Below are 25,400 nucleotides of genomic sequence, written 5' to 3' on the forward strand. Positions count from 1 at the left end.
CGCAGTACCGCTGAGGGCGTGGGTCACGCGGATTTGGGATGGAGACAACCGGCGGGGGCCCGGTACAATCCCGTAACGCGAGGAGCGATCGTACCGAAGCGGTCTGGCGTGCTTTCGCCTCTTTTGCGCATCCGCGCTCAAAAAACGGGAGAAGGTCAAATGGTTCGTAATACGTTCAAACTCATGCTGCTGGGTTCCACGCTTCTGGCGTCGGGATCGGCTGCGCTGGCCGAAGACGTTACGCTGACGGTTGAAAGCTGGCGTAACGACGATCTGCAGATATGGCAGGAAAAGATCATTCCGGCTTTCGAAGCCAAGAATCCTGGCATCAAGATCAATTTCGCACCGAGCGCGCCAACCGAATTCAACGCGGCCCTCAATGCCAAGCTTGATGCCGGTTCGGGCGGCGACCTCATTTCCTGCCGTCCTTTCGACACTTCGCTTGAGCTCTTCAACAAGGGGAAGCTCGCCGATCTCACCGATCTGGAAGGCATGAAGAACTTCTCCGACGTCGCCAAGTCCGCCTGGACCACCGACGACGGTTCCAAGACCTTCTGCGTGCCGATGGCTTCGGTCATTCACGGCTTCATCTACAATCAGGAAGCCTTCGACAAGCTAGGTCTCAAGGTTCCGGCAACGGAAGCCGAATTCTTCGACGTTCTCGAAAAGATCAAGGCAGACGGCAATTACATCCCGATGGCCATAGGCACGAAGGACATGTGGGAAGCCGCAACCATGGGCTACCAGAACATCGGCCCGACCTACTGGAAGGGCGAAGAGGGCCGCAAGGCGCTGATCGCCGGCACGCAGAGGCTGACCGATCCGCAGTGGGTCGAGCCGTTCAAGGTTCTTGCCAAGTGGAAGGACTATCTGGGCGACGGTTTCGAAGCGCAGACCTATCCGGACAGCCAGAACCTGTTCACCCTCGGTCGCGCGGCCATCTATCCGGCTGGCTCGTGGGAAATCGGCCTGTTCAATACGCAGGCGCAGTTCAAGATGGGCGCGTTCCCGCCGCCGGTCAAGAATGCAGGCGACACCTGCTATATCTCCGACCACAACGACATCGGCCTCGGCCTCAATGCTTCGAGCAAGCACGCAGAACAGGCAAAGGTGTTCCTGAACTGGGTTGCTTCGCCTGAATTCGCTGAAATCTACGCCAACGCGCTGCCGGGCTTCTTCAGCCTGAACTCGACCGCGGTGAAGATGAGCGATCCACTCGCGCAGGAATTCGTTTCCTGGCGCGAAAAGTGCAAGCCGACCATTCGTTCGACCTACCAGATTCTGTCGCGTGGCACGCCGAACCTCGAAAATGAAACCTGGGTTCAGTCGGCCAACGTCATCAACGGCACCGTAACGCCGGAAGACGCTGCGAAGAAGCTGCAGGAAGGCCTGGATAGCTGGTTCAAGCCTGCGAAATAAAAACGCGGGGCTTTATGGGCGGCGATCGCGGGGGCGCGCCGCCCATATCTTTTCGTCTGGCGCATCGACATGCCGTTTTGCATTCGGTGCATTCCGTGTCAGTCTAAAATGACGCGAGCGTGCGGGGAGGAGAAGGTCCGGCTTTCTCCGGTTTGCACGCTTTCTCGTGAGCGAGAACGCCAGCCATCGGTTTTATGCATTTCCGAATGCAAGCGGTTCATCCTCTGCTGGAAATGCTCTTGAAGAGCGAATGCCTATATGAGCCAATCTGCCGACATGACAGGTATTGTGCACAAGCGCCCGAGGCGCTGGCATATACTTGTGTTTCTTCTGCCCTGCGTCCTGATCTACACGGCAGTGATGGTCCTGCCGCTGATCGAGACCTTGCGGCAGGCATTCTTCAATGTCGTCGACGGACAGCGCACTTTCGTGGGGTTCGCGAACTTCCAGGCACTTTTCGGCGATCCGAACTGGTCGCGTGATTTCTGGAATGCCCTGAAAAACAACTTCATATTCTTCTGCATTCACATGCTCGTTCAAAACCCGATCGGCATTCTGCTGGCGGCCATGCTGTCGCTGCCGAAGCTGCGTTTCGCCGCCTTCTACCGCACGGCGATCTTTCTTCCGACGCTGTTGTCCTTCGTTATCGTCGGCTTCATCTGGAAACTGATCCTGTCGCCGATCTGGGGCGTGGCTCCATGGATGATGGATCTCGTCGGGCTTAAATGGCTGTTCGGCCCGTGGCTCGGCAAGGCCGATACGGCTCTCGTCACAGTGTCTCTTGTCTCCGTCTGGCAGTTCGTCGGCATTCCGATGATGCTGATCTACGCGGCGCTGCTCAATATTCCCGATGAAATCATCGAGGCGGCGGAATGCGACGGCATTACCGGCTGGAGCCAGTTCTTCAAGATCAAGCTGCCACTGATCCTGCCATCGATCGGCCTGATCTCGGTGATGACCTTCGTTGCCAACTTCAATGCGTTCGATCTCATCTATTCGATGCAGGGCGCGCTGGCGGGACCGGACAAGTCGACCGATATTCTTGGCACGTTCCTTTACCGCACTTTCTTCGGCTTCCAGCTGCAACTTGGTAATCCGTCGATGGGCGCGACCATCGCCGCCGTGATGTTCCTCATCATTCTGGCAGGCGTGTCGCTCTACCTGTTCGGCATCCAGCGCCGCATGCGCCGCTATCAGTTCTGAGGACGAGACCATGTCGAAAGCACGCACATCGCCCCTTCGCACCACGCTCGTCCATGCGGCCCTGATCTTCTACATGCTGATCGCCGTGTTTCCGGTGGCCCTGACGCTGATCAATTCCTTCAAGGACCGCAACGCAATCTTCCGCACACCGTTGCAGTTTCCGACACCGGAAAGTTTCAGTCTCATCGGTTATGAGACGGTTCTGAAGCAAGGCTCGTTTCTGACCTACTTCCAGAACAGCGCCATCGTTACCGTGGTCAGCATTTTCTTCGTGATCCTGTTCGGAGCGATGGCAGCCTTCGCGCTCGCCGAATATCGCTTCAAGGGCAATACGCTGATGGGCCTTTATCTCGCCATCGGCATCATGATCCCGATCCGGCTCGGCACGGTGGCCCTGCTGCAGGGCATGGTGGCGGCCGGTCTGGTCAATACGCTGACGGCGCTTATCCTCGTCTATACCGCGCAGGGCCTGCCGCTGGCGATCTTCATCCTGTCGGAATTCATGCGAACCGTGTCCGACGATTTGAAGAATGCCGGACGAATAGACGGCATGTCGGAATATGCCATCTTCTTCAAGCTGGTGCTGCCGCTGATCCGGCCTGCCATGGCGACCGTCGCCGTCTTCACCATGATCCCGATCTGGAATGACCTCTGGTTCCCGCTGATCCTCGCGCCAAGCGAAGCCACCAAGACGGTAACGCTCGGTTCTCAGCTCTTCATCGGTCAGTTCGTCACTAACTGGAACGCTGTTCTTTCGGCCCTTTCACTGGCGATGTTCCCGATCCTCATCCTCTATGTTCTCTTCTCGCGGCAGCTGATCCGCGGCATTACCGCGGGAGCTGTAAAATGAGTTCTGCAATGCAAAATCCTGTTCGTGTTCTTTCTGCCGGTCTCGGCAATATGGGCCGCAGCCATGCGCTCGCCTATCATCGCAATCCCGGTTTTGAGATTGTCGGCCTCGTCAATCGCACCAAGGTTGCGGTTCCGGACGAGCTGGCGGGCTATGAAATTCATCCTTCCTTTCTGGAAGCATTGAAGGAACTGAAGCCCGATCTCGCCTGCGTCGCCACCTATTCGGAAAGCCATGCGGATTATGCCGTCGCTGCGATGGAGCAGGGTGCGCATGTGTTCGTGGAAAAGCCGCTTGCAACGACGGTCGAAGATGCGCGCCGCGTGATCGACTGCGCACGGGCCAACGGGCGCAAGCTCGTCATCGGCTATATCCTGCGCCACCATCCTTCGTGGATGCGGCTTATCTCCGAGGCGCGCCAGCTTGGCGGACCTTATGTCTTCCGCATGAACCTCAACCAGCAGTCCAGCGGGGCGACCTGGGAAACCCACAAGAACCTGATGAACACCACGTCGCCCATCGTCGACTGCGGTGTGCATTATGTGGACGTCATGTGCCAGATCACCGACGCCAAGCCCGTGGAAGTGCGCGGCATGGGCTTGCGCCTTTCTGACGAGATCAAGCCGGACATGTATAATTACGGCCATCTACAGGTGCTGTTCGATGACGGCACGGTGGGCTGGTACGAGGCGGGCTGGGGCCCGATGATGTCGGAGACCGCCTTCTTCGTGAAGGACGTCATCTCGCCAAATGGCTGCGTCTCGATCGTCATGAACGAGGCCGTGACGAAATCCGACGATGTGGACGCGCATACCAAGACCTCGACCATCCGCGTTCACCGCGCCGAGCGTGGAGCCGATGGCAAGTTCCTGAAACCGGATACGGACCTCTCCATGGCAGACGAGCCGGGGCATCAGGAATTGTGTGAACGCGAGCAGGCCTACATGCTGAAGGCCATTCGCGAGGATATCGATCTCAACCGCCATATGGATGACGCGCTGCAATCGCTGCGCATCTGCCTTGCTGCGGATGAAAGTGTGCGCACCGGCAAGCCGGTCAAATTGTAAGGGAATTTGATACGTGGGATCGCTGCTACTCAAATCGGTACACAAGCGCTACGGTGCGCAGGAAGTCCTGAAGGACATTAATCTGGAAGTGCAGGACGGGGAATTCATCATCTTCGTCGGGCCGTCCGGCTGCGGGAAGTCAACGCTGCTGCGTTCCATCGCGGGGCTGGAAGACGTTTCCTCCGGGCAGGTGCTCATCAATGGTGAGGACGTAACCGTGACGCCGCCCTCCAAGCGCGGCATTGCGATGGTGTTCCAGTCCTATGCGCTTTACCCGCACCTGTCGGTCAAGGACAATATGGGACTTGGCCTCAAGCAGGCAGGCACGCCGAAAGCCGAAATCGAAACGCGCGTTTCGAAGGCTTCCGCCATGTTGTCGCTCGACCCATATCTGGAACGGCGCCCGGCGGAAATGTCGGGCGGCCAGCGCCAGCGTGTCGCCATCGGTCGCGCACTGGTGCGCGAACCGGAACTGTTCCTGTTCGACGAACCGCTGTCGAACCTCGATGCGGCACTTCGCGTCCAGACCCGGCTTGAGATTGCCAAGCTGCACCGCGAACTGAAGGCGACGATGATCTATGTCACGCACGATCAGGTCGAGGCCATGACGCTGGCGGACCGCATCGTCGTTCTCAATGCCGGTCGCATCGAGCAGGTTGGCTCGCCGATGGAGCTCTATAACAAGCCCGATAATCTCTTTGTCGCGGGCTTTATCGGTTCGCCGCAGATGAATTTCGTTGACGGCACCCGCATCGGCGACGCCGGGGCGAAGACGGTCGGTATCCGGCCTGAGCATATTTCCGTCAGCCGCGATAGCGGCAGATGGAAAGGCAAGGTCATCCATGCCGAACATCTTGGCGCCGATACGATCCTTTATGTTGAAACTGAAGCAGCAGGCCTGATCACAGTGCGGCTCTTCGGCGAGCATCATTACAATGAAGACGACGTGATCTTCATCACACCCGATGACGGCAAGGTGCATCGGTTCGATGCGAACGGCAAGGCGATCCGCTAGACCCAAATTTCTTAGTTTCTATTGAAGCCGTACCCTCGCGGGTGCGGCTTTTCTTTTGGAGAATCGGCGTCGTCCGGTGGCTGCAAATCGTGCCGGGCACATATGGACAAAACGCCTCACACGGTATCGTCAGGGATGGCGGGACGGCTCGAACGAGCCGGAATAGTACCAATGAGTACTGACGTTATCGTCAATCAAAAGCAATAATGTTGCGGTATTGGGATGCTAAACATTCGAGTTGAAATTCCTTTTAAATCGCGGAACTAAGCTTGTTTCGTCCAATGGAGTTCGCCCTTGGTCAGGCTAGGAGCGAACCCGTTTCACGAAAGAGTGCCAAGGGGCACGAAAAATAATCTTGCTTTATTTTTGAACCCGTTCCACCCTGAATGCGGATGGTGCCGAAGGAGGAAATCGGCGCCATGTCGCATGGGAGGAGCAAGATCGGCGGCGTGATATTCACGCGCCGAAAGCGGGTCCGGGGCTCCGGAACCAGTCTTAGATTTTCCCGTTCGACATTCCGTAAATTTGCGAGGCCAATGGCCAGGCCAGTTTCGAGGGTTCCCCGCATGAGCGATGATGTCGTACTATCCCTGCATGTTCCCGAGCCGGAATGGCGACCGGGTGACGCGCCGGATTTTTCCCATGTCAAAATCCCGCGCGCGGGCAGCGTTCGCAGGCCGGAGATCGATGAAAAACCGGAAGCGATGCGCGATCTGGCTTTCAGCATCATCCGCGTTCTCAATCGTGATGGCGAGGCGGTCGGCCCGTGGGCGGGAACGCTTACCGACGACGAACTGAAAGAGGGCCTTCGCCACATGATGATCCTGCGCGCCTATGATGCGCGCATGATGATGGCGCAGCGCCAGGGCAAGACGTCGTTCTATATGCAGCATCTCGGTGAGGAGGCGGTAAGCTGCGCTTTCCGTAAAGCGCTGCGCAAGGGCGACATGAATTTCCCGACCTATCGTCAGGCCGGGCTGCTCATCGCCGACGATTATCCGCTCGTCACCATGATGAACCAGATTTTCTCCAATGAGCACGATCCGCTGAAAGGCCGCCAGCTTCCGGTGATGTATTCCTCGAAGGAGCACGGCTTCTTCACCATTTCCGGCAATCTTGCAACGCAATATACGCAGGCGGTCGGCTGGGCCATGGCGTCGGCCATCAGCCACGATACGAAGATCGCCGCCGCATGGATCGGCGATGGCTCGACAGCCGAAAGCGACTTCCACGCGGCACTGGTCTTTGCTTCGACCTACAAGGCCCCGGTGGTGATGAATATCGTCAACAACCAGTGGGCCATTTCCACCTTCCAGGGCATTGCGCGCGGCGGATCCGGCACTTTCGCCGCACGCGGCCACGGTTTCGGCATTCCGGCGCTTCGTGTTGATGGCAACGACTATCTGGCCGTCCATGCGGTTGCAAAATGGGCGGTGGAACGCGCCCGGCGCAATCTCGGGCCAACCATCATCGAATATGTGACCTATCGCGCTGGCGGGCATTCCACCTCGGATGATCCGTCCGCCTATCGTCCCAAGGCCGAAAGCGATGCATGGCCACTTGGCGATCCGATCCTGCGGCTGAAAAACCATCTTATCAAGCGCGATGTCTGGTCGGATGAGCGTCACAAGCAGGCGGAAGCCGAGGTGATGGATCTGGTGGTGGCCGCACAGCGCGAGGCGGAAGCCATTGGCACGCTGCATGATGGCCGCAAGCCATCCATGCGCGACATGTTCGAGGATGTCTATGCTGAAACGCCGCCGCATCTTATCCGCCAGCGTCAGGAAGCGGGGTTTTAATCCATGAGCAAGATGACCATGATCGAGGCGATCCAGAACGCCCACGACATTGCCATGGAACGCGACAAGAATGTCGTCGTGTTCGGTGAAGATGTGGGTTATTTCGGCGGTGTTTTCCGCTGTACGGCTGGCCTCCAGAAGAAATACGGCAAGGAACGCTGCTTCGACGCGCCGATCAGCGAGCTTGGCATCGTGGGCACTGCCATCGGCATGGCGGCTTACGGCCTTCGCCCGTGCATCGAAGTGCAGTTTGCGGACTATGTTTACCCAGCCTATGACCAGATCGTTTCGGAAGCGGCGCGCCTGCGTTATCGCTCGGCGGGCGAGTTCACCTGTCCTATCGTGATCCGCATGCCTTCCGGCGGCGGCATCTATGGCGGGCAGACGCACAGCCAGAGCCCGGAGGCGCTGTTCACGCACGTGTCGGGCCTGAAAACCGTCATGCCATCCACCCCTGCCGATGCGAAGGGCCTGCTGCTGGCGGCGATCGAAGACCCAGACCCGGTTATCATGTTCGAGCCGAAGCGCCTTTATAACGGGCCTTTCGACGGGCATCATGATCGCCCGGTGACCTCGTGGAAAAAGCATGATCTCGGCGATGTGCCGGAAGGCTATTACACCGTGCCGCTTGGCAAGGCCGCTATCCGCCGCGAAGGCAGCGACGTGACCGTGCTTGCCTATGGCACGATGGTTCATGTGGCGCTTGCTGCCGCGGAGGAAACCGGCGTCGATGCGGAAGTGATCGATCTTCGCACGCTTTTGCCGCTCGACACCGACACCATCATGGCTTCGGTGAAGAAGACCGGGCGCTGCGTGATCGTGCATGAGGCAACGCTGACCTGCGGCTATGGCGCGGAGCTTGCCGCTCTCGTGCAGCGCGATTGCTTCTACCATCTGGAAGCGCCGATCATCCGCGTCACAGGATGGGATACGCCTTATCCGCATGCGCAGGAATGGGCCTATTTCCCCGGCCCGGACCGGGTGGGCCGCGCGCTTACATCGATCATGGAAGCTTGAGGGGGCGAAGCAAATGGCACATTTTACGATCAAGCTCCCCGATGTTGGTGAAGGCGTTGCCGAGGCCGAACTCGTCGAATGGCATGTGAAGGTTGGCGATGTCGTGCGCGAGGATGATCTTCTCGCAGCCGTCATGACCGACAAGGCAACGGTGGAAATTCCCTCGTCGCGCGCTGGCAAGGTTATCGCCATCAATGGCGAGGTAGGCGAGAAGATCGCGGTGGGGTCCGAACTGGTCCGTCTGGAGATCGAGGGCGGCTCGCCGGAGGAAAAGGCTGAGGAAAAGCCGGTTCCGGCGGCCGCGGAAGCGACCAAACCGCAACCGGCGCAAGCGCCTCAAACACCTGTTCTGTTGCAGACGCCGGTTCCACCGAAACCCGCTGCACCGAAGCGCGAAGCCGCAGGCAGTGCTTTCTCCGGCGCGGGGCCGGTTCGCCAGGAAGGTGAAAAGCCGCTTGCCACGCCTTCTGTCCGTCTGCGGGCTCGCGACGGGGGCGTCGATCTGCGCCGGGTTCGTGGCACCGGACCGGCAGGGCGCATCACCCATGACGATCTCGACCTTTATTTCCAGCAGGAAAGCGGCGCGGCTCCCGCACTATCCGGCTACGCGACCGACACCTCGGTCAACGAGATCAAGGTCATCGGCCTTCGCCGCAAGATTGCCGAACGCATGGCGGAAGCGAAACGCCACATTCCGCATATTACCATCGTCGAAGAGGTCGATGTCACGCAGTTGGAAGAACTGCGCAATGGTCTCAATAATGAGAAAAAGGAAGGCCGTCCGCGCCTGACCCTGTTGCCGTTCATCATCCGGGCAATCGTGAAAGCCGTGAAGGAACAGCCCGGCCTCAACGCGCATTTCGATGACGAAGCGGACATCATCCGCCAGTTCGGCGGCGTGCATGTCGGCATTGCCACACAGACGCCGAACGGCCTGATCGTGCCGGTGGTGCGCCACGCGGAAAGCATGAGCGTGTTTGCGGCGGCTTCCGAATTGTCGCGCGTGACCGATGCCGCCCGCAACGGCACCGCCAAGCGGGAGGAACTGACCGGTTCCACCATCACCATCACGTCGCTTGGGCCTCTTGGCGCAATCGCCACGACACCGATCATCAATCGTCCTGAAGTCGCGATTGTGGGCATCAACAAGATGGCCGTGCGTCCGATGTGGGACGGGGTGCAGTTCGTGCCACGCAAGATGATGAACCTGTCATGCAGTTTCGATCACCGCGTGATCGACGGATGGGATGCGGCGGTCTTCGTGCAGAAGCTGAAAAGCCTTCTGGAAGCGCCTGCGATGATTTTTGTAGAAGGCTGATCGAATGAGCGAGATTTCCTGCAAACTCCTGATCATCGGCGGCGGTCCCGGCGGCTATGTCTGCGGCATCCGGGCAGGCCAGCTTGGCATCGATACGGTGCTGGTGGAGAAGACGCGTCTTGGCGGCACCTGCCTCAATGTGGGCTGCATCCCGTCCAAGGCGCTGATCCATGCGGCCGACGAATTTCACCGGCTTTCCGTCTTTGCATCCAAGGGCGCGCTCGGTATTTCCGCCGAGAACCCGGCCATCGATTTCGCCAGAACGCTCGAATGGAAAGACGGCATCGTCAACCGTCTCAACAGCGGCGTTGCCGGTCTCCTGAAACGCTCGCGTGTACGGATGTTCCACGGACAGGCGCGTTTTCTCGACGGAAAGACCGTTCTCGTTGAAACCGATACGGGTCGCCAGACGATCCACGCCGAAAACATCGTGATCGCGACCGGCTCGGTTCCGGTTGAAATTCAGGCACTGCCTTTCGGCGGAAAGGTCATTTCATCCACCGAGGCGCTGTCGCTGGAAAAGATACCGGAAAAGCTCGCCATCGTCGGCGGCGGCTATATCGGGCTTGAGATCGGCACTGCCTTTGCCAAGCTTGGCGCGAAGGTCACCGTGGTCGAGGCGACCGACCGGGTGCTGCCGCAATATGATGCGGAACTCACGCGGCCCGTCATGGCGCGCCTGAAGGCGCTCGGCGTCGAAGTCCTGACCGGCACTTCGGCCAAGGGACTTTCAAAGGATGAGGCCGGGCTGGAAGTCCTGACCGCCGATGGAACCACGAAAACCATCGAGGCAGACAGGATACTTGTTACGGTAGGCCGCAAGCCGCAGACCGATGGCTGGGGATTGAGCGAAATCCGGCTGGATATGGATGGGCGCTTCATCCGGATTGACGAGCGCTGCCGCACCTCCATGCGCGGCGTCTACGCCATCGGCGACGTGACCGGTGAGCCGATGCTTGCGCATCGCGCCATGGCGCAGGGCGAGATGGTGGCGGAGATCATTGCCGGCGGCAATCACGTTTGGGACAAGCGCTGCATCCCTGCCGTCTGCTTCACCGATCCGGAAATCGTCACTGTCGGCCTGTCGCCGGATGAAGCCCGCAAGGCTGGCCATGAAATTCAGGTCGGCGTCTTCCCGTTCCAGGCCAATGGCCGGGCGATGACCGTCGAGCGTGAAGACGGCATGATCCGTGTCGTCGCACGTGCGGATAACCACCTGATCCTTGGTATTCAGGCCGTCGGAGTCGGCATATCCGAGCTTTCATCCTCTTTCGCGCAAGCCGTGGAGATGGGCGCAAGGCTGGAAGACATCGCAGCAACGATCCACGCGCATCCGACATTGAGCGAGGGTTTTGTCGAAGCCAGCATGAAGGCGCTCGGTCACGCCTTACATGTTTGATGATTTACGCTCGTGCCGCCAGAGAAAGATGGCGGCACCGGCAACCATGGCGGCAAGCGCGAACCATGTGATTGCATAGGAAAGATGGCTGTTGCGGAATTTCACGACCGTCAGACCGCCGATTGGCAGCGCTCCGGCAGCGGAATTTGCGTCGGCATCGATGAAATAGGGCGCGACCTGACCCAGATTGAATTTCTGCGCAAAGGCTGCGACATCGCGCGAGTTCCAGTCGTTACGCGCCGGATCATTCGGACGCAGGAAAAACCCGTCCGGTTCCGGCATGCGCAGTAGTCCGGTTACGGTCGTTTCCCCGGCAATCTGCGTTTCGTGACGCGAAGACGGATCGCGCCTGTCGCTCGGAACAAAGCCGCGATTGATGAAAGTCAGCGCACCGTCGGGCGAACGCATCGGGGTCAGAACCCAATAGCCCGCGCCGCGTTCGGTCAGCGCATGAACCAGTATTTCCTTGTCATTCAGATAGGTCCCGGTCAGCGTGACGCGGCGGTACTCGTCATCCTTCTGGTTGACATTGGCCCAGTCGTCCCGTCCGGGTGCGGCGACCGGCTCTGCATGGACCCGCGCATCGACCCGTTCGATAAGATCGAGCTTCCATTGCAGGCGCTCCACCTGCCAGATGCCGAGACCGATGAATAGAAGGAAGAAAACCGCGCCCAGCACCGAAAACAGACCGATGAAGAAACGCGAGGAAGACTTCTGGACGGGTTGTTCATTCTTGGGGGAGGGCATCATCCTGTCCTTCAATCACGGCAGCTACAAAGCCTGATAGAGAAAGTGGCCTTCTATAGCAAAAATGCAATGGCGAGAAAGGGCAGAACCACAAAAGAACGTGATCGCTGAACTTGTCATCCGCGAGCCGGATTTCCCATAGTGGCGGAAAGAGAATCGCACCATTTCTGGAAGTGGCTGAATATGACGGATTGCATCGTTGTGGGTGCCGGTATGGTGGGTGTCGGCACAGCGCTCGCCTTGCAGGAAAGGGGCTGGTCGGTGCTTCTTGTGGACCGAAGCGGTCCGGGAACCGAAACGAGCTATGGCAATGCTGGAATAATTCAGACAGAGGCCGTCAGCCCCTATGCCTTGCCACGCGCCCCTCTGGAACTGCTGAGGGCGGCGTTCGGCGCTAATAATCAGGTCGCATGGCGGCTTCGCGACATGCCCGGACAAGTCGGCCCGTTGTGGCGCTACTGGCATAATTCGGAAGCGGGCCGTCACCGCACGGCATCGCAGTTCTATGCACGAATGATCCGGCGCGCTGCCGATGATCATGCGCCGCTGATCGAAGCGTCAGGCGCTGAAAACCTTATCAGGCGGACGGGACTGCGCGAAATGCACCGGTCTGCCCGATCGTTCGACCTTTCCGCACGTGACGCGGAGCTGAAAAGGCAGGAATTCGGCGTTGCCAGCGTCATCGAGGACGGCAAGGCAGTCAGCGCTGCCGAACCATCCTTGAAGGCAAATCTGGCCGGAGCGATTCACTGGACCGATCCCTGGTCATGTTCCGATCCCGGTGCGCTCGTCCAGTCCTATGCCAACCTGTTCGTGAAGCGCGGCGGCACTTTCGTGCAAGGTGATGCGCGAAGCTTGCGGCAGGATGGTTCCGGCTGGCAGGTTGATACGGCGGACGGCCCGCATGCTGCGCGCCACGTCGTGCTCGCCCTCGGCCCGTGGAGCCCGGAAATCCTTCGCACTTTCGGCTATAAAATTCCACTGGTTATCAAACGGGGATACCATCAGCATTTCTCCGGTACGGGACCGAAGGTGCCTGTTCTCGATGTGAGGAATTCGACCGTCGCGACACCCATGCGCGCCGGATTGCGTATCCTGACCGGGGCAGAGCTGACGCCGCTCGGCAGCGTGGCGCGACACGAGCAGTTGAACAGATCAATCAAGGCCATAAGCGAGCTTTTCGACATAGGCGCACACGTGGAGCATACGCCATGGTTCGGCAGCCGACCCTGCATGCCGCGAATGCTGCCAGTCGTTGGGGAAGCCCCGCGACACAAGGGATTATGGCTGAATTTCGGGCACGGGCATCAGGGGTTCACGCTTGGGCCGACAACAGGGCGGATTCTGGCGGAGCGTATGACAGGGGAACCAGAGGACGCGAAGCTCTACAGCGCGCTCGCTCTTCCGCACTGAACAGCCTGGCCAAAAAATTACAGCGCCTGCCGCATTCGGGAAGAATGCGTGGCGCTGGGAAAAATCTCAGTATATCGCTTGGTTATCAGGCAAGTTTATGGATTTTACGTCTGCGGTGTGAATAGCCGCCCTTCGACAGGCGCAATACGTTGCAGACCTGTGTCTTGTCTTCGGAAGGCTTTGGCATCTGTTCATGAATGCGCCGCAGAATCTGCTGCGTAACTGTGCGTTCCTTATCGCTCGCTGCAGGACCGATAATAATGCTTTTCATCGATCATTCTCCCTATATTCTGGGCACGAGACGGCTTCCGAGGCTGCCTCGACCGATTATCAAGAATGTACGAATGAACTAAGTATTAACCAATTTTTATGTCTTGACAAGCGCATCGGCGCAACACTCTGCAACCCATTGCAAAGCATGAAGAAAAGCCGAATCGCGGGCGCGATCCGGCTTCATTTTGTCATGCCTCACTGGTCAGTCGCGGTTGCCGGTCAGTATCTCGCGCTTTCCAACATGATTGGCCGGACCGACCAGACCGTCCTTTTCCATCCGCTCGACGAGGGAGGCGGCACGGTTATAGCCGATACCGAGGCGGCGCTGGATATAGGAGGTGGAGCACTTCTTGTCGCGCATCACCACCTTGACGGCCTGCTCATACACGTCATCGCCATCTTCCGAACCCATCGCGGTTGCGTCGAACACAGCGGCTTCCTGCGCTGCGTCTTCTTCTTCCTCGTCTTCCGTGACGGTCGCCAGATAATCCGGGCGTCCCTGTTCCTTCAGGTGATTGACCACCTTTTCCACTTCCTCGTCGGAAACGAACGGACCATGGACGCGGACGATGCGTCCGCCGCCTGCCATGTGCAGCATGTCGCCCTGACCGAGAAGCTGCTCGGCACCCATTTCACCGAGGATGGTGCGGCTGTCGATCTTCGAGGTGACCTGGAAGGAGATACGGGTCGGGAAGTTGGCCTTGATCGTACCGGTAATAACGTCGACCGACGGGCGCTGCGTTGCCATGATGAGGTGGATGCCGGCGGCGCGAGCCATCTGGGCAAGACGCTGGACAGCGCCTTCGATATCCTTGCCTGCAACCATCATCAGGTCGGCCATCTCGTCGATGATGACCACGATGTAGGGCATTGGCGTCAGGTCGAGTTCTTCCTGAATATAGGTAGCTTCACCCGTTTCCTTGTCGAAGCCGGACTGGACCGTGCACATCACGGTTTCGCCCTTGCCCTTGGCGGAAGCGGCGCGGGCATTGAAGCCCTCGATGTTGCGCACGCCGAGGCGGGCCATCTTGCGATAGCGTTCTTCCATCTCGCGCACGGCCCATTTAAGGGCAACCACGGCCTTTTTCGGGTCGGTAACAACCGGCGTCAGCAGGTGCGGAATGCCGTCATAGATGGACAGTTCCAGCATCTTCGGATCAACCATGATCAGGCGGCATTCTTCCGGCTTGAAGCGGTAGAGCAGCGACAGGATCATCGTGTTGATGGCAACCGACTTGCCCGAACCGGTGGTGCCAGCCACCAGAAGGTGGGGCATCTTGGCCAGTTCCGCGATGATAGGCTCGCCGCCGATCCCCTTGCCGAGGCAAAGCGGCAGGCGATAGTTCGATGCCTCGAAGGTGCGGCTGTCGATCATTTCGCGCAAGTAGACGGTTTCACGGTTGGCGTTCGGCAGTTCGATACCGATGACGTTGCGGCCCGGAACGACCGCAACGCGGGCGGAAAGCGCCGACATGGAGCGGGCAATGTCGTCCGCCAGACCGATGACGCGCGAGGATTTGACACCGGGCGCCGGTTCAAACTCATAGAGTGTCACGACAGGGCCGGGGCGGACATGGATGATCTCTCCACGCACGCCGAAATCTTCCAGCACGCTTTCGAGAAGCCCGGCGCTGCGTTCCAGCATTTCCTGCGTGATGACATTTCCGTCCTGTTCGGGCGGCATCTGCAACAGGTCGCGCGGCGGGAACTCATAAGCGCCGTGCATGACGGGCGCTTCCGCACGGGGGAGGGGCTGCGGCTGGTAAAGCGCGATCGAAGGCGCGGCTTTTGCAACAGGCGCAGGCGCTTCAATCAACGGCTCGGCAATCTCCACGTCCTCGACGACATGTTCTTCCGCTTCCGGAACGGTCAGCACGATTTCATCTTCGGTGGCTTCGCCGGCGACTTCCGGCGTAATCTCCGGCTCGGCTGCGACAGGCTGGGGCGCAGGCGCTTCCACTTCTGTCACAGCAACGGGCTGCGGCGCGGCCACTTCGACCGGAACAGGGGCGACCGGCGTCTCCGCGACTGGCTCGACAGGGGCGGCAGCAACCGGCTCAGGTTGCTTGTTCCATTCGCGAATGCGGAACTGCGCCAGAATGGATTCGACCGTTGGCAAAGGCTTGCGCGGTTCAGCCGGAACAGCCGAAACGAGAGGCTCCGCAGGCACAAGCGCAGTATCGACGCCGCAGCCTTCCCAGAAGGCAAAGTCGGATAGATAGGTGAATGCCGACGGCTGCTCGGGAGTTGCAGGCTCGGTTACAACAGCAACCACTTCCGGGGCGGCTTCTACAGGCGGTGTGACGACAGCAACGGGGACCGCGGGCATTGCAGGGGGAACGGGCGCCACCGGCGAACGAACCATGCCCTGCGATACGGTTTTCTGAAGCTCGGCAACAGCCATGGGTTGCTCTTCGGCAACCTTTTCAACGCTGATCACTGGCGCCGCGTCGGCTGCATGCGCCTGCGTCCGCTCATTGATGCTCGGCAGTTCCTCGCCCCGGCGACGCATGAGCTCGACTTCCGGCGTGCGGGTAAAGCGAACATTCTCACCGAGCGAGAAATGGATTTTCCAGGCATCATCGCTGGCAGGATTGTGGCTTCCCGTCTGGCCGCGAGGCTGCTTCGGGTCCTGAGCGTTCTCTGCACGATTTCCTGTCGATGGGGGGAAATTTTCTCTCAAATTACGCATGATACCTGAACCATAGATACTGTCGCCTGAATGAGCCCAAGTAATAAAAAATGAAGGTTAACAACCCCCTTCCGAAACAGCCCAGACGACAGAAATTTCTTGCAGCCAAATCGTGCCGCCGGAAGGCAGTTCGCAACGCATATCACCATCGGTTGCAACACAAAACCAAACAATAACAGCTTGATAAAGACGTTTCTTATATTGATTTATTCGAATTCGAACAATTACAGGTAGCGACGGCGGCCTGTTAATTTTGCCATTCCACGCATCGCCGGAGGTAAATGCCGCTGACGCGGGCAGACTCACCCGTCAGTCCCGTGCCAGCGCGACGACGGGGTCGAGCCTCGAGGCATTTCGGGCCGGAATGAAGCCGAAACCGATGCCGATCAGGCTGGAGCAGACAAGCGCAACCACGATGGATGCCGGCGAATAGATGAGCTGGAACATCGAGTTGAACTGCGCGAACAGCAGGCCGAAACCGACGGCGATGAGTACGCCCAGAACCCCGCCGATCAGGCAGACCAGAATCGCCTCGATCAGGAATTGCTGCAGGATGTCGCTCTGGCGTGCGCCGATCGCCATGCGGACGCCGATCTCGTTGATTCTTTCCGACACGGCGACGAGCATGATGTTCATCACCCCGATGCCGCCAACGAAAAGCGATATGCCGGCGATGCTGGATACGAGAAGGGCAAGCGTCGCAGTGGTGGCCTGAATCGTCTTTTGCAGGCTGTCGGTGTTGAAGATCGAGAAATCCTTTTCGCCATGCCGCTTGGTCAGGAATGCCGTTATCAGCTTTTCCGCTTCAGACGGGTCCATCGTGTCAGCGACGCGCACAAGGATCATCTGCAGGGAACGCGAGCCGGTCATGCGTGTCTGCACGGTGGTGTAAGGGACATAGACTTCGAGCCGCTGCGCGCTACCCATGCCGCGTTCCTCGGCCTTGACCACGCCGACGATCCGTACCGGCACCTTGCTCAGAAGGATAGTCTTGCCGACGACCGAACCCGCTTCGTGAGGAAAGAGCGTCTTCCGGGCGGTTTCATCGACCACCGCCACCTGCGCCAGATCGTTGACGTTGCGCTGATCGAAAAAGCGGCCTTCGAGCAGCTTGCTGTTGCGGGTAACGAAATAATCTGCGCCGACCCCGCTCACGGAAACGCTGACTTCCTTGTCCTCGACGCGGATCGTCGAACTGGTCGAACTGGACGGCGTTGCCGCCAGAACGTAGGGCAGCTTCGCGATTTCGGTCGCATCCGCCAGATTGAGCGTGGTGATAAGCGCCGCTTTCAGGTCGCCAAATCCCTTGCCGGGGCTGATATAGAGCGTATTGGTGCCCAGATCGCTGATCTGCTCGAGAATCTGCTTCTGCGACCCCTGTCCCAGTGCAACCACGCAGACAACCGATGCCGTGCCGATGATAATGCCGAGCATGGTCAGAAAGGTGCGGAGACGGTGCGCGTTCATCGAGCGAAGCGCCATCGAAAACGCCTCGTTGAAGCGATCCCACATCCCGGCGAAAAGCCTTGGCCTGGCGGGGGCCTGTTCAACCGGCACGGACGTCGCAGGGCGTTCGGTTTCACCGTTTCTCGTATCCGAAATGATCTCGCCGTCGCGAATTTCGATGATGCGCTGCGCACGGGCGGCGACCTGCCGGTCATGCGTCACGATGACGATGGTGCGCCCTTCACGGTTGAGCTCCTGAAGGATGCCGAGAACTTCTTCACCGCTATGGCTGTCGAGCGCGCCGGTCGGTTCGTCGGCAAGAATGACCTCCGCATCGTTGATGAGCGCGCGGGCGATGGAAACGCGCTGCTGCTGTCCGCCGGAAAGCTGGCTCGGGCGATGATGCGTGCGTTCGCCCATCCCGAGTCGTTGCAGGATCATGCGGGCTTTTTGACGCCGTTCTTCCTTTTTCTGGCCTGCATATATGGCGGGAATTTCGACATTGCCCACCGCATCCAGCTCGCCCAGCAGATGATAGCGCTGGAAGATGAAACCGAAATGCTCACGCCGCAACTGCGCCAGTTCATCGGCTTCAAGTTCCGATGTGGCGCGGCCGGAAATCAGATATTCGCCTTCAGACGGCCGGTCCAGGCAGCCGAGAATGTTCATCAGCGTCGATTTGCCCGAACCGGACGCACCGATGATCGCCACCATCTCGCCCCGCTCGATGGTCAGGTTCACATGGTTCAGAACCGTCGTGAAGTCGTCGCCCGAGGGGTAATGCCGGGAGACGCCCTTGAGCGAGAGCAGCGGCGCATCAGCCATGTCAGCTACCAGCCGGGGCGGGGGCCGCGACCTGATTGTCGGTCACGACCTTGTCCCCTTCGTTCAGGCCCGAACGAATTTCTATATTCACCTTGTCGGTAATGCCGGTTTCGACGGTCCGTTCTTCGATCTTGCCAGCGCCGGTCACGACGCGCACCTTGGCCTTGCCGGGTTCGTCCGTGTCTTGCAGAGCGGTTACGGGCGCGATCAAGGCGTCTTTTGCCCGTGCGAGCACGATATGAACCTCGGTGGTCATATAGGTCCTGAGCAGCCCATCCGGATTGGGAACCGTGAAAATGCCCTTGTAATAAATGGCGGAAGCGGTGGCAGTGCTGGAGGACGAACTTACTGCCGTAGTCGTGAAGCTCTTGTCGCTGACGATGGAATCCGGTGCGGGTTCGATCTTTTCCAGCTCGGCATCGTAACGCTTCGAATTTTGTCCCGCTATGGTGAAATAAAGCGGCATCCCCTCGCGAACCTGCGTCACGTCCGCTTCCGAAATATCCGCCTCCACCCTCATGGTGTCGAGCTGGCCCAGAATGGCGATTGTCGGCGCGCTCTGCTGCGCGTTGAGGGTCTGGCCTTCCTGAACCACGGTCGCGAGGATCGTTCCATCGATGGGCGCGGTTATGCGGGTATAAGCGAGATTGGTCTCGGCGATCTGCACCTCGACCTTCGCGGCAGCGATTGCCGCTTCGCTGTTCTCGACCTGCGCTTCCTTCACCTTCACGGTGCTGACCGCCTTGTCGTAATCGGCGCGCGCTACGGCATTCTTGCCGATCATCATCTGGTTACGCGCCAGATCCTGCCGGGCCAGTTCCAGATCGGCAAGATTCTGGGCACGGGTGGCTTCGTTCTGGCGAAGTGACGCCTGGGCCTTGTTCAGTTCGTTCTGCTGGTTGGTCGAGTCGATCAGGGCGACGACCTCTCCGGCTTTTATCTGCTGGCCCGGTTTCACTTTCAGGGAAAGAATGCGGCCCGTCGCCTGAGCGCCGATTGCGACCAGATTTTTAGGCCGCAGCGTGCCGGTGGCAAGAACCGAGCTTTCAATCTCGCCGCGCCTGATCTCTGTCGTGGCGGGCAGGGGCTCTTCCTTGGTCAGCGCACGAACGACGAAATAGCCGACGATCAGCAACGCGATGAGGACCGCCAGCCACAGGCGCCAGCGAAAACGGCGTTTCGACTTGGGTTTCATAGTGGTCTCTTATCGGTTGTCAGCGGAGGAATCCGTGTCGTTTTGACGATGCGGGGGCCTGTATAGCTGTCAACGACTTCCGGCTTCGCAACGTCGATGATGCCGTTCCAGCCGCCGCCAAGCGCTTTCTGCAAGGCGACATAATTCAGCACAAGCTCGGTCCGCGCCTGACTGAGCTCGGTTTCCGCGCCGAGAAGATCGCGTTGCGCCGTCAGCACATCCACGAAGCTCTTGGTGCCCGCCCTGTACTGCTCCAGCGTCAACTCGTTGATCTTCCGGCTGTTGCTCACGATTTTCTGCAGTTGCGCAACGCGCAGACGGTTCTGGTTGAGCGATACGCTGGCATTTTCAACTTCGCTGAGCGCCGTCAGGATGACCTTGCGATAGGCGATGAAGGACTGGTCGCGCGCAGCGCGCGCGGCATCCACATCCGCGCTCAATCTCCCGCCCTGGAAGATCGGGACGGTCAGGCTTGGGCCGAAGTTCCAGCTGATCGTCGACAGCTTTCCAAGATCGCCGAAATTGGCGCCGCCCGTATTGATGGCCCCCGTGAGCGAAACACTTGGATAGAGCAGGGCCTGCTTCTGGCCGACGCTGGCATTGGAACTTGCATAATCGCGTTCGGCTGCACGGACATCGGGGCGGCTCAGCAACAGATCGGCCGGAAGTCCGGCTGATATCTTGCCCGGAATGGCCGGGACCGGACGCGGCTTGTCCAGAACGCTGGCCAGCGACGATGAAGACCGCCCGGTCAGGACGGACAACTGGTTCAGATACTGGGCATAGTTGATCCGCAGTCCCGGCACCTGGGATTCTGTCCTGCTGGCCTGCGTTTCCGCATTCAGAAGATCGACCTGAGAAATCTGGCCAGCTTCAAGCTGGCTGCGCGTCAGTGCAACGGTCTGTCGCTGGGAAGCGGCATTGCGCTGCGCAATGGCAATATCGGCCTGCGCACCGCGCAACCGGGCATAATTGGTGGCGATATCGCCGATCAGCGTGACGAGCGCCGCCCGCAATTGTTCATTTGCGGATTCGACATTGTAATAGGCAGCTTCCACGCCGCGCTTGTTGCCGCCGAAAAGATCGAGTTCCCACGTGGTGTTGAAGCCCATGCTCGACTGATTGGTGGCGAATGTCGCCGGGGTGTCAGATCGCTTGTAGCTCCCGTCGCCATCGAGCTTCGGATAAAGCGCGCCGCCCGCCGAAGTGTAATTGGCGCGAGCCTGCCGCACCTTTGCCTTCGCAGTCGCGACATCGGGGCTGCCTGCAATACCGTCCGCTATCAGCTGATCCAGAACCGGGTCCTTCAGCTTTTTCCACCAGTCGCCCAGTTGCGGGATACGGCTGTCAGCCCTGCTGTTCCAACCGGCAGGCGTCACCACATTCGGCGTCTGATAATCGGGACCAACAGTGACGCACGCCGCCAGCATTGGCAGGATGCTTCCTAATACGGTCAGGCGAACAAGCGATATCGTCAATAAATGGGTCCTGAAATTCCGGTGCTGTCCTCGGACGGTATTCACCCACCGAAAACAAGACGCCCTTATATCTGCAACGGCAGCACCCAGGCACCCCAAGCTCGTGGGAGTATACCTTGGGCCACGTCGAGTCGCGTTTGGGTGGCATAATGCCATCCTTCGCCTTCGACCATCAGCGGATGATCGAAGTCAATTGTGGCAATGCACAGGAAATATCAGGATTGTGTGTGGAAGCCGTCAGCTTCCGCCAAGGTCTAGCCTCTGTCGTTTTCCAGCCAGTCGGCAAGCGAGCAGCGGTTTGCGGCGCGCCCGCGCATCGGTTCGGCCATGCACATTGAATTGAGAACGGCTTCCTGCGTAGACTCCACTGCCGCGCGGAACAAGGTATCGATGCGGTTTTCATTGAGCACGGCGATCTCGACCACATCACGCGCTTCATCGTGATCGAATGTCACCGCCGTCGAAAAGCCGATGGCGATATCGCCGCTTCCATGGCCCCAGAAGGCGCCGAGACGCGCCAGCCCTGCGCCGCAGCGGCGCGTCACGCGCTTCAACTGGCGGTGTTCCATCGGAACATCGGTCGCAAGCACCAGAATGACCGAACCCTTTTCCGGTTGCGCTTCGGCCTTGGGCGAGGGCCTGCGTCCATCGGGAAGAACCAGATCACCGGCCCGACCGAAATTGGTGAGCGCCAGAACGCCGAGATGATGCACCTTGCCGCCCAGTTCGAACTGGCGCGAGGAGGTGCCGATGCCGCCCTTGAAGCCGAAACAGCTCATGCCGGTGCCTGCACCGACATTGCCTTCGCCAACAGTCGTTTCAGCAAACTTCAGAGCTTCCCTTGCGTCAGCTTCCGTAACGGCCATCGCCTGAATATCGTTGAGCGGGCCGTCATTGCATTCCAGAACGACCGGATTGACGGTTGCCGTGGTACGGCCAATATCGGGATTGGCCGCAATCGCCTCGCGGATCAATGCATTGGCGCAGGTTCCGACGCCGAACGTGTTGGTCAGCAGGATCGGCGTTTCCAGCGTGCCCAGTTCCTCGACCTGCACGAGACCGGTGCTCTTGCCGAACCCGTTGATGACATCGCAAGCGGCCAGCACCTTGCGGCGATACAGGTTGCCGTCATGCGGGATGATCGCCGTCACGCCGGTGTTTATATCGCCGCTGCGCAAGGTGCGGTGCCCCACGCGCACGCCCGGCACATCGGTGATGGCGTTATTCTCGCCCGGCTGCATGATGCCGCAAATGATGCCGTAGTCGCGTGCCTTGCCAGTCATGGTCATTTTCCGTTGATGCTAGAGCATTTCCAGCAAAAGTGCGAAGCGGTTTTGCGTAGGATAATCCGACAAAACAAATAGATAGAGCATTTCCAATGATTCAAGGAAACAGGAAATGCTCTAGGGGCAGGGCGTCAAAGACGCCCGGCCTCGATGATGCGTTTGAGGAAAGCCTGCGTGCGCTCCCCTTGCGGATTGCCGAAAATCTGCGACGGAGGGCCTTCTTCATAGACCTTGCCGTTTTGCAGGAAACAGACCTTGTCCGCAACCTCGCGGGCAAAACCCATTTCATGCGTGGCCAGAACCATGGTCATGCCCTTCTTGGCAAGATCGCGCACAATGTCCAGCACTTCCGACACCAGTTCGGGATCGAGCGCCGAGGTGATTTCATCAAGCAGCAGCAGCGTCGGGTCCATCAGCAGGGCGCGCACGATGGCGACGCGCTGTTGCTGGCCGCCGGACAGGCGGTCCGGATATTCCTTCGCCTTGTGATCGAGCCCGATGCGTGCGAGCAGCGCCAGACCTTTTTCCTGGGCTTCCTTCACCGGCATGCCCAGCACCTTCGTCGGTCCCAGCGTGACATTCTCCATCACCGTCATGTGCGGAAACAGATTATAGCCCTGGAAGACGATGCCGATCTCCCGGCGCAGAATGTCGAGGTCCACGCCCGGCCCGGTGACCCGGTCGCCGTGCAGCCGGATTTCGCCTTCGTCGATGGTTTCCAGCCGGTTGATGCAGCGCAACAATGTGGACTTGCCGCAGCCGGAAGGTCCGATCAGGCACACGACCTGATGTTCCTCGATGTTGAGGCTGATGCCGGACAGAACTTCCAGCGCGCCATAGCGCTTGTATGCCTTGTCGATTTCTACGAGTGCCATTGTCCGTCCCCTTACATGCTCGAGCGCATTTTTCTGCGATCACGTTCGATCAGGCGATCGACAAAGCGGGCCTGCGGAATGGTGATGACGATGAACAGGATGGCGACAGTGGTGACAGCCGACAGGTTGAAGTAGTTCGCCGCGATGATCTTCGACTGGTTGAAGGCATCGATGGTGCCGATGATGGCGACCAGTGCGGTATCTTTCTGCAGGCTGATGCAATTGTTCATCAGCGGCGGAATGATGCCGCGCACGGCCAGCGGCACAACCACATAGCGCATGGTGCGCGCATAGGAGAGGCCGAGCGAACGCGCCGCCGCGATCTGGCTTGGATGCACGCTTTCAATGCCTGCGCGATAGACTTCCGACGTATAGGCGCCGTAGGTCAGCGTCAGCGCGATGATGGCATAGGCGTTGGACGACAGGTCCTTGAGGATCGGCAGGCCGGTCAGCGGCAGGCCGAAACCGATGAGATAGATCGTGATGATGGCTGGAAGCCCGCGAAACAGATCGCTGTAAAGCGTTGCAAGCACGCGGATCGGCTTGCCAGCCTTACCCGGCAGGGTGCGCGCAATGGCGATGACGAGCGCCCAGACGAGGATGAGTATGGCCGAGACGAAGAAGATGACGATATTCGTGCCGAAGGCCTTCAGCACCGTGCCCGCCGATTTGGCGATCAGGCTGACGTCGAAGAAGGTCCGGCTGACGGCTGCGTCATTAACGATCATGAACCACGCGCCGGCGCAGATGATGAGGACCGCCACCGCATAGGAAATCACCTGCCAGGAAAGGTCGGATGCCTTTGCACCGAGTTCGCGGCCACGGTAAATGTCCGTGCTCTTTCCGGATTCGCCCGAAATCTGCACGGCGCGCCATGCAAACCACAGGACGGCGAGCGGCGCCAGCAGCAAGGCCGTGCCGACCGCGACGACGGGCAGTTCGGGCCAGCCCTGCGAAATCGTATAGGCCGAAACGCTATAGACCGTCTGGCCCGCAGCCAGAAGGGTGAGGAAGGAAAAGACGAAAGCGAACAGGGAACGACCGCCATGGGTGCGAACCTTGTTTCGGACACGCCATTGCCGCGCGCGTTCCGCGCCTGCATCCGGTGCCGGATAAGACATGATTTATTCTCGCTGAAACAGTATGGGGAACAGTCGGTCCGGGCCGCAACCGACGTTGCGGCTGCGACCCGGGAACCGTCAGATCAAGGCTTCCAGAGCGGAACGTCGGAAGGCGACGTACCCCAGGACGGAAGCAGGTAGGCGGCTTCGAGCTTCTTCAGCGTGCCGTCCTTTTCCATGTCCTCGATCAGCTGATCGATGACCTTCTTGTTTTCCGAACCCTTCGGGTAGATGCCTGCGGTCTGGCCGCCGGACTCATACTTGCCGACAACCGCCAGCTTTCCGTTGGAATTGTGCACCTGTCCGAGAATGATCGAAAGATCGGTCATCACGGCATCGACCTTGCCTGCGGCAAGGGCGGTGAACATCGACGCCGTATCGTCGAACACGTCGAGGCTTGCGACCTTCAGCGTGTCCTGTGCGAACTGAACCAGCGTCGTACCGGCCTGCGTTCCGATCTTCCCGGTCTTCATGTCGGCTTCCGTCACCGGCTTGTCGGCGCGCGCGGCGACACCGTAAGCGGAACTCATGTAAGGAACCGAGAAATCCACGACCTTCTTGCGCGGTTCGGTGACCGAGATCAGCGCGAGCGCGATGTCGTAATCCTTGTTCTGTCCGGCCACAATGGAATCGAATGAGGCGTTGACGAGCTTTACCTTGTCGAGGCCCAGACGATGCGCGATGTTGACGGCCATGCAGAATTCATAGCCGTCCTTGATGGTATCGGGCGTATCGCCGTTGAACTGGCCAAGGGCGGGCAGGTTGATGATGACGGTGAACTGTCCGTCGACCGCCGGATTGATCTTGGCCGAACCCTTTTCACCGGTCAGCGGGCAGTCGCCGTAACCTTCGGTGGCTGCCGATGCGGTTCCCGCACCTGCCAGCGCTGCCGCGCTGGCAAAAAGTGCACCATAGGCTGTCTGTTTCAGTAGTCTTTTTATTGTCATTTTCCCCTCTTGCTT

At 59.3% G+C, this 25,400-nt stretch carries 20 protein-coding genes; 10 read left to right on the forward strand and 10 right to left on the reverse strand.

All coding sequences use genetic code 11. The annotated features are described in order from the left end of the window. Positions 1 to 159: 159 nt before the first annotated feature. The 9 genes from OINT_RS15450 to lpdA all read left to right on the forward strand — a co-directional run bounded on the left by OINT_RS15450 (position 160) and on the right by lpdA (position 11,087). Positions 160 to 1,419 (forward strand): ABC transporter substrate-binding protein, encoded by a 1,260-nt coding sequence (locus OINT_RS15450; protein ID WP_006471307.1) that lies wholly within the window; start codon positions 160 to 162, stop codon positions 1,417 to 1,419. A 258-nt stretch (positions 1,420 to 1,677) separates the two neighbouring features. Next, complete coding sequence (locus OINT_RS15455) at positions 1,678 to 2,622, forward strand: carbohydrate ABC transporter permease (RefSeq protein WP_006468812.1); 945 nt, start codon at positions 1,678 to 1,680, stop codon at positions 2,620 to 2,622. Between the two features lie 10 nt (positions 2,623 to 2,632). Next, positions 2,633 to 3,472, forward strand: a complete 840-nt coding sequence (locus tag OINT_RS15460) for a carbohydrate ABC transporter permease (RefSeq protein ID WP_006468813.1) — start codon at positions 2,633 to 2,635, stop codon at positions 3,470 to 3,472. Beyond that, a complete protein-coding gene (locus OINT_RS15465; protein ID WP_006468814.1) occupies positions 3,469 to 4,539 on the forward strand; it encodes a Gfo/Idh/MocA family protein in 1,071 nt (356 codons plus the stop codon). Before OINT_RS15460 ends, OINT_RS15465 begins: the two co-directional genes overlap by 4 nt. A 13-nt stretch (positions 4,540 to 4,552) precedes the next feature. Beyond that, positions 4,553 to 5,554, forward strand: coding sequence for an ABC transporter ATP-binding protein (locus OINT_RS15470; RefSeq protein WP_006468815.1), 1,002 nt, complete (start codon positions 4,553 to 4,555; stop codon positions 5,552 to 5,554). A gap of 566 nt (positions 5,555 to 6,120) precedes the next feature. Beyond that, on the forward strand, positions 6,121 to 7,353 hold the full coding sequence (locus tag OINT_RS15480) for a 3-methyl-2-oxobutanoate dehydrogenase (2-methylpropanoyl-transferring) subunit alpha (protein ID WP_039853259.1): 1,233 nt from the start codon (positions 6,121 to 6,123) through the stop codon (positions 7,351 to 7,353). A gap of 3 nt (positions 7,354 to 7,356) precedes the next feature. Further along, on the forward strand, positions 7,357 to 8,370 hold the full coding sequence (locus OINT_RS15485; RefSeq protein WP_006468817.1) for an alpha-ketoacid dehydrogenase subunit beta: 1,014 nt from the start codon (positions 7,357 to 7,359) through the stop codon (positions 8,368 to 8,370). Between the two features lie 13 nt (positions 8,371 to 8,383). Next, the gene (locus tag OINT_RS15490; protein WP_006471008.1) at positions 8,384 to 9,688 is read left to right on the forward strand and encodes a dihydrolipoamide acetyltransferase family protein; all 1,305 of its coding nucleotides are present in this window, start codon (positions 8,384 to 8,386) and stop codon (positions 9,686 to 9,688) included. A gap of 4 nt (positions 9,689 to 9,692) precedes the next feature. Beyond that, the gene (gene lpdA, locus OINT_RS15495) at positions 9,693 to 11,087 is read left to right on the forward strand and encodes a dihydrolipoyl dehydrogenase (protein ID WP_006468819.1); all 1,395 of its coding nucleotides are present in this window, start codon (positions 9,693 to 9,695) and stop codon (positions 11,085 to 11,087) included. Here the strand turns inward: lpdA and OINT_RS15500 are convergent. Continuing rightward, complete coding sequence (locus tag OINT_RS15500; RefSeq protein ID WP_006471010.1) at positions 11,076 to 11,837, reverse strand: SURF1 family protein; 762 nt, start codon at positions 11,835 to 11,837, stop codon at positions 11,076 to 11,078. The two genes, lpdA and OINT_RS15500, sit on opposite strands and share 12 nt — an antisense overlap. Positions 11,838 to 12,017: 180 nt before the next feature. On the opposite strand from OINT_RS15500, the gene OINT_RS15505 reads away from it, so the two are divergent. Further along, positions 12,018 to 13,247, forward strand: coding sequence for an NAD(P)/FAD-dependent oxidoreductase (locus OINT_RS15505; RefSeq protein ID WP_006471011.1), 1,230 nt, complete (start codon positions 12,018 to 12,020; stop codon positions 13,245 to 13,247). Between the two features lie 85 nt (positions 13,248 to 13,332). On the opposite strand, the gene OINT_RS15510 is transcribed toward OINT_RS15505, so the two are convergent. The 9 genes from OINT_RS15510 to OINT_RS15550 all read right to left on the reverse strand — a co-directional run bounded on the left by OINT_RS15510 (position 13,333) and on the right by OINT_RS15550 (position 25,385). Beyond that, positions 13,333 to 13,518 (reverse strand): hypothetical protein, encoded by a 186-nt coding sequence (locus OINT_RS15510; protein WP_006468822.1) that lies wholly within the window; start codon positions 13,516 to 13,518, stop codon positions 13,333 to 13,335. Positions 13,519 to 13,722: 204 nt separating this feature from the next. Further along, positions 13,723 to 16,032: a DNA translocase FtsK gene (locus tag OINT_RS15515; RefSeq protein WP_404990501.1), complete on the reverse strand. Its 2,310-nt coding sequence runs from the start codon at positions 16,030 to 16,032 to the stop codon at positions 13,723 to 13,725. A gap of 489 nt (positions 16,033 to 16,521) precedes the next feature. Next, entirely contained in the window at positions 16,522 to 18,483 is a 1,962-nt protein-coding gene (locus OINT_RS15520) for a MacB family efflux pump subunit (protein WP_006468825.1), read from the reverse strand. Position 18,484: 1 nt separating this feature from the next. Then, entirely contained in the window at positions 18,485 to 19,678 is a 1,194-nt protein-coding gene (locus tag OINT_RS15525) for an efflux RND transporter periplasmic adaptor subunit (protein WP_006468827.1), read from the reverse strand. Next, positions 19,675 to 21,156: an efflux transporter outer membrane subunit gene (locus OINT_RS15530; RefSeq protein WP_112669803.1), complete on the reverse strand. Its 1,482-nt coding sequence runs from the start codon at positions 21,154 to 21,156 to the stop codon at positions 19,675 to 19,677. Before OINT_RS15530 ends, OINT_RS15525 begins: the two co-directional genes overlap by 4 nt. Before the next feature lie 254 nt (positions 21,157 to 21,410). Next, positions 21,411 to 22,439 (reverse strand): DmpA family aminopeptidase, encoded by a 1,029-nt coding sequence (locus OINT_RS15535; RefSeq protein ID WP_006471013.1) that lies wholly within the window; start codon positions 22,437 to 22,439, stop codon positions 21,411 to 21,413. A 134-nt stretch (positions 22,440 to 22,573) separates the two neighbouring features. Beyond that, complete coding sequence (locus tag OINT_RS15540; RefSeq protein ID WP_006468831.1) at positions 22,574 to 23,317, reverse strand: amino acid ABC transporter ATP-binding protein; 744 nt, start codon at positions 23,315 to 23,317, stop codon at positions 22,574 to 22,576. Between the two features lie 11 nt (positions 23,318 to 23,328). Beyond that, the gene (locus OINT_RS15545) at positions 23,329 to 24,438 is read right to left on the reverse strand and encodes an amino acid ABC transporter permease (protein ID WP_006468832.1); all 1,110 of its coding nucleotides are present in this window, start codon (positions 24,436 to 24,438) and stop codon (positions 23,329 to 23,331) included. Positions 24,439 to 24,521: 83 nt separating this feature from the next. Beyond that, the gene (locus OINT_RS15550; RefSeq protein WP_006468833.1) at positions 24,522 to 25,385 is read right to left on the reverse strand and encodes an ABC transporter substrate-binding protein; all 864 of its coding nucleotides are present in this window, start codon (positions 25,383 to 25,385) and stop codon (positions 24,522 to 24,524) included. Between the last annotated feature and the right edge of the window lie 15 nt (positions 25,386 to 25,400).

It is taken from the genome of Brucella intermedia LMG 3301 (genome assembly GCF_000182645.1).
Lineage (GTDB): Bacteria > Pseudomonadota > Alphaproteobacteria > Rhizobiales > Rhizobiaceae > Brucella > Brucella intermedia.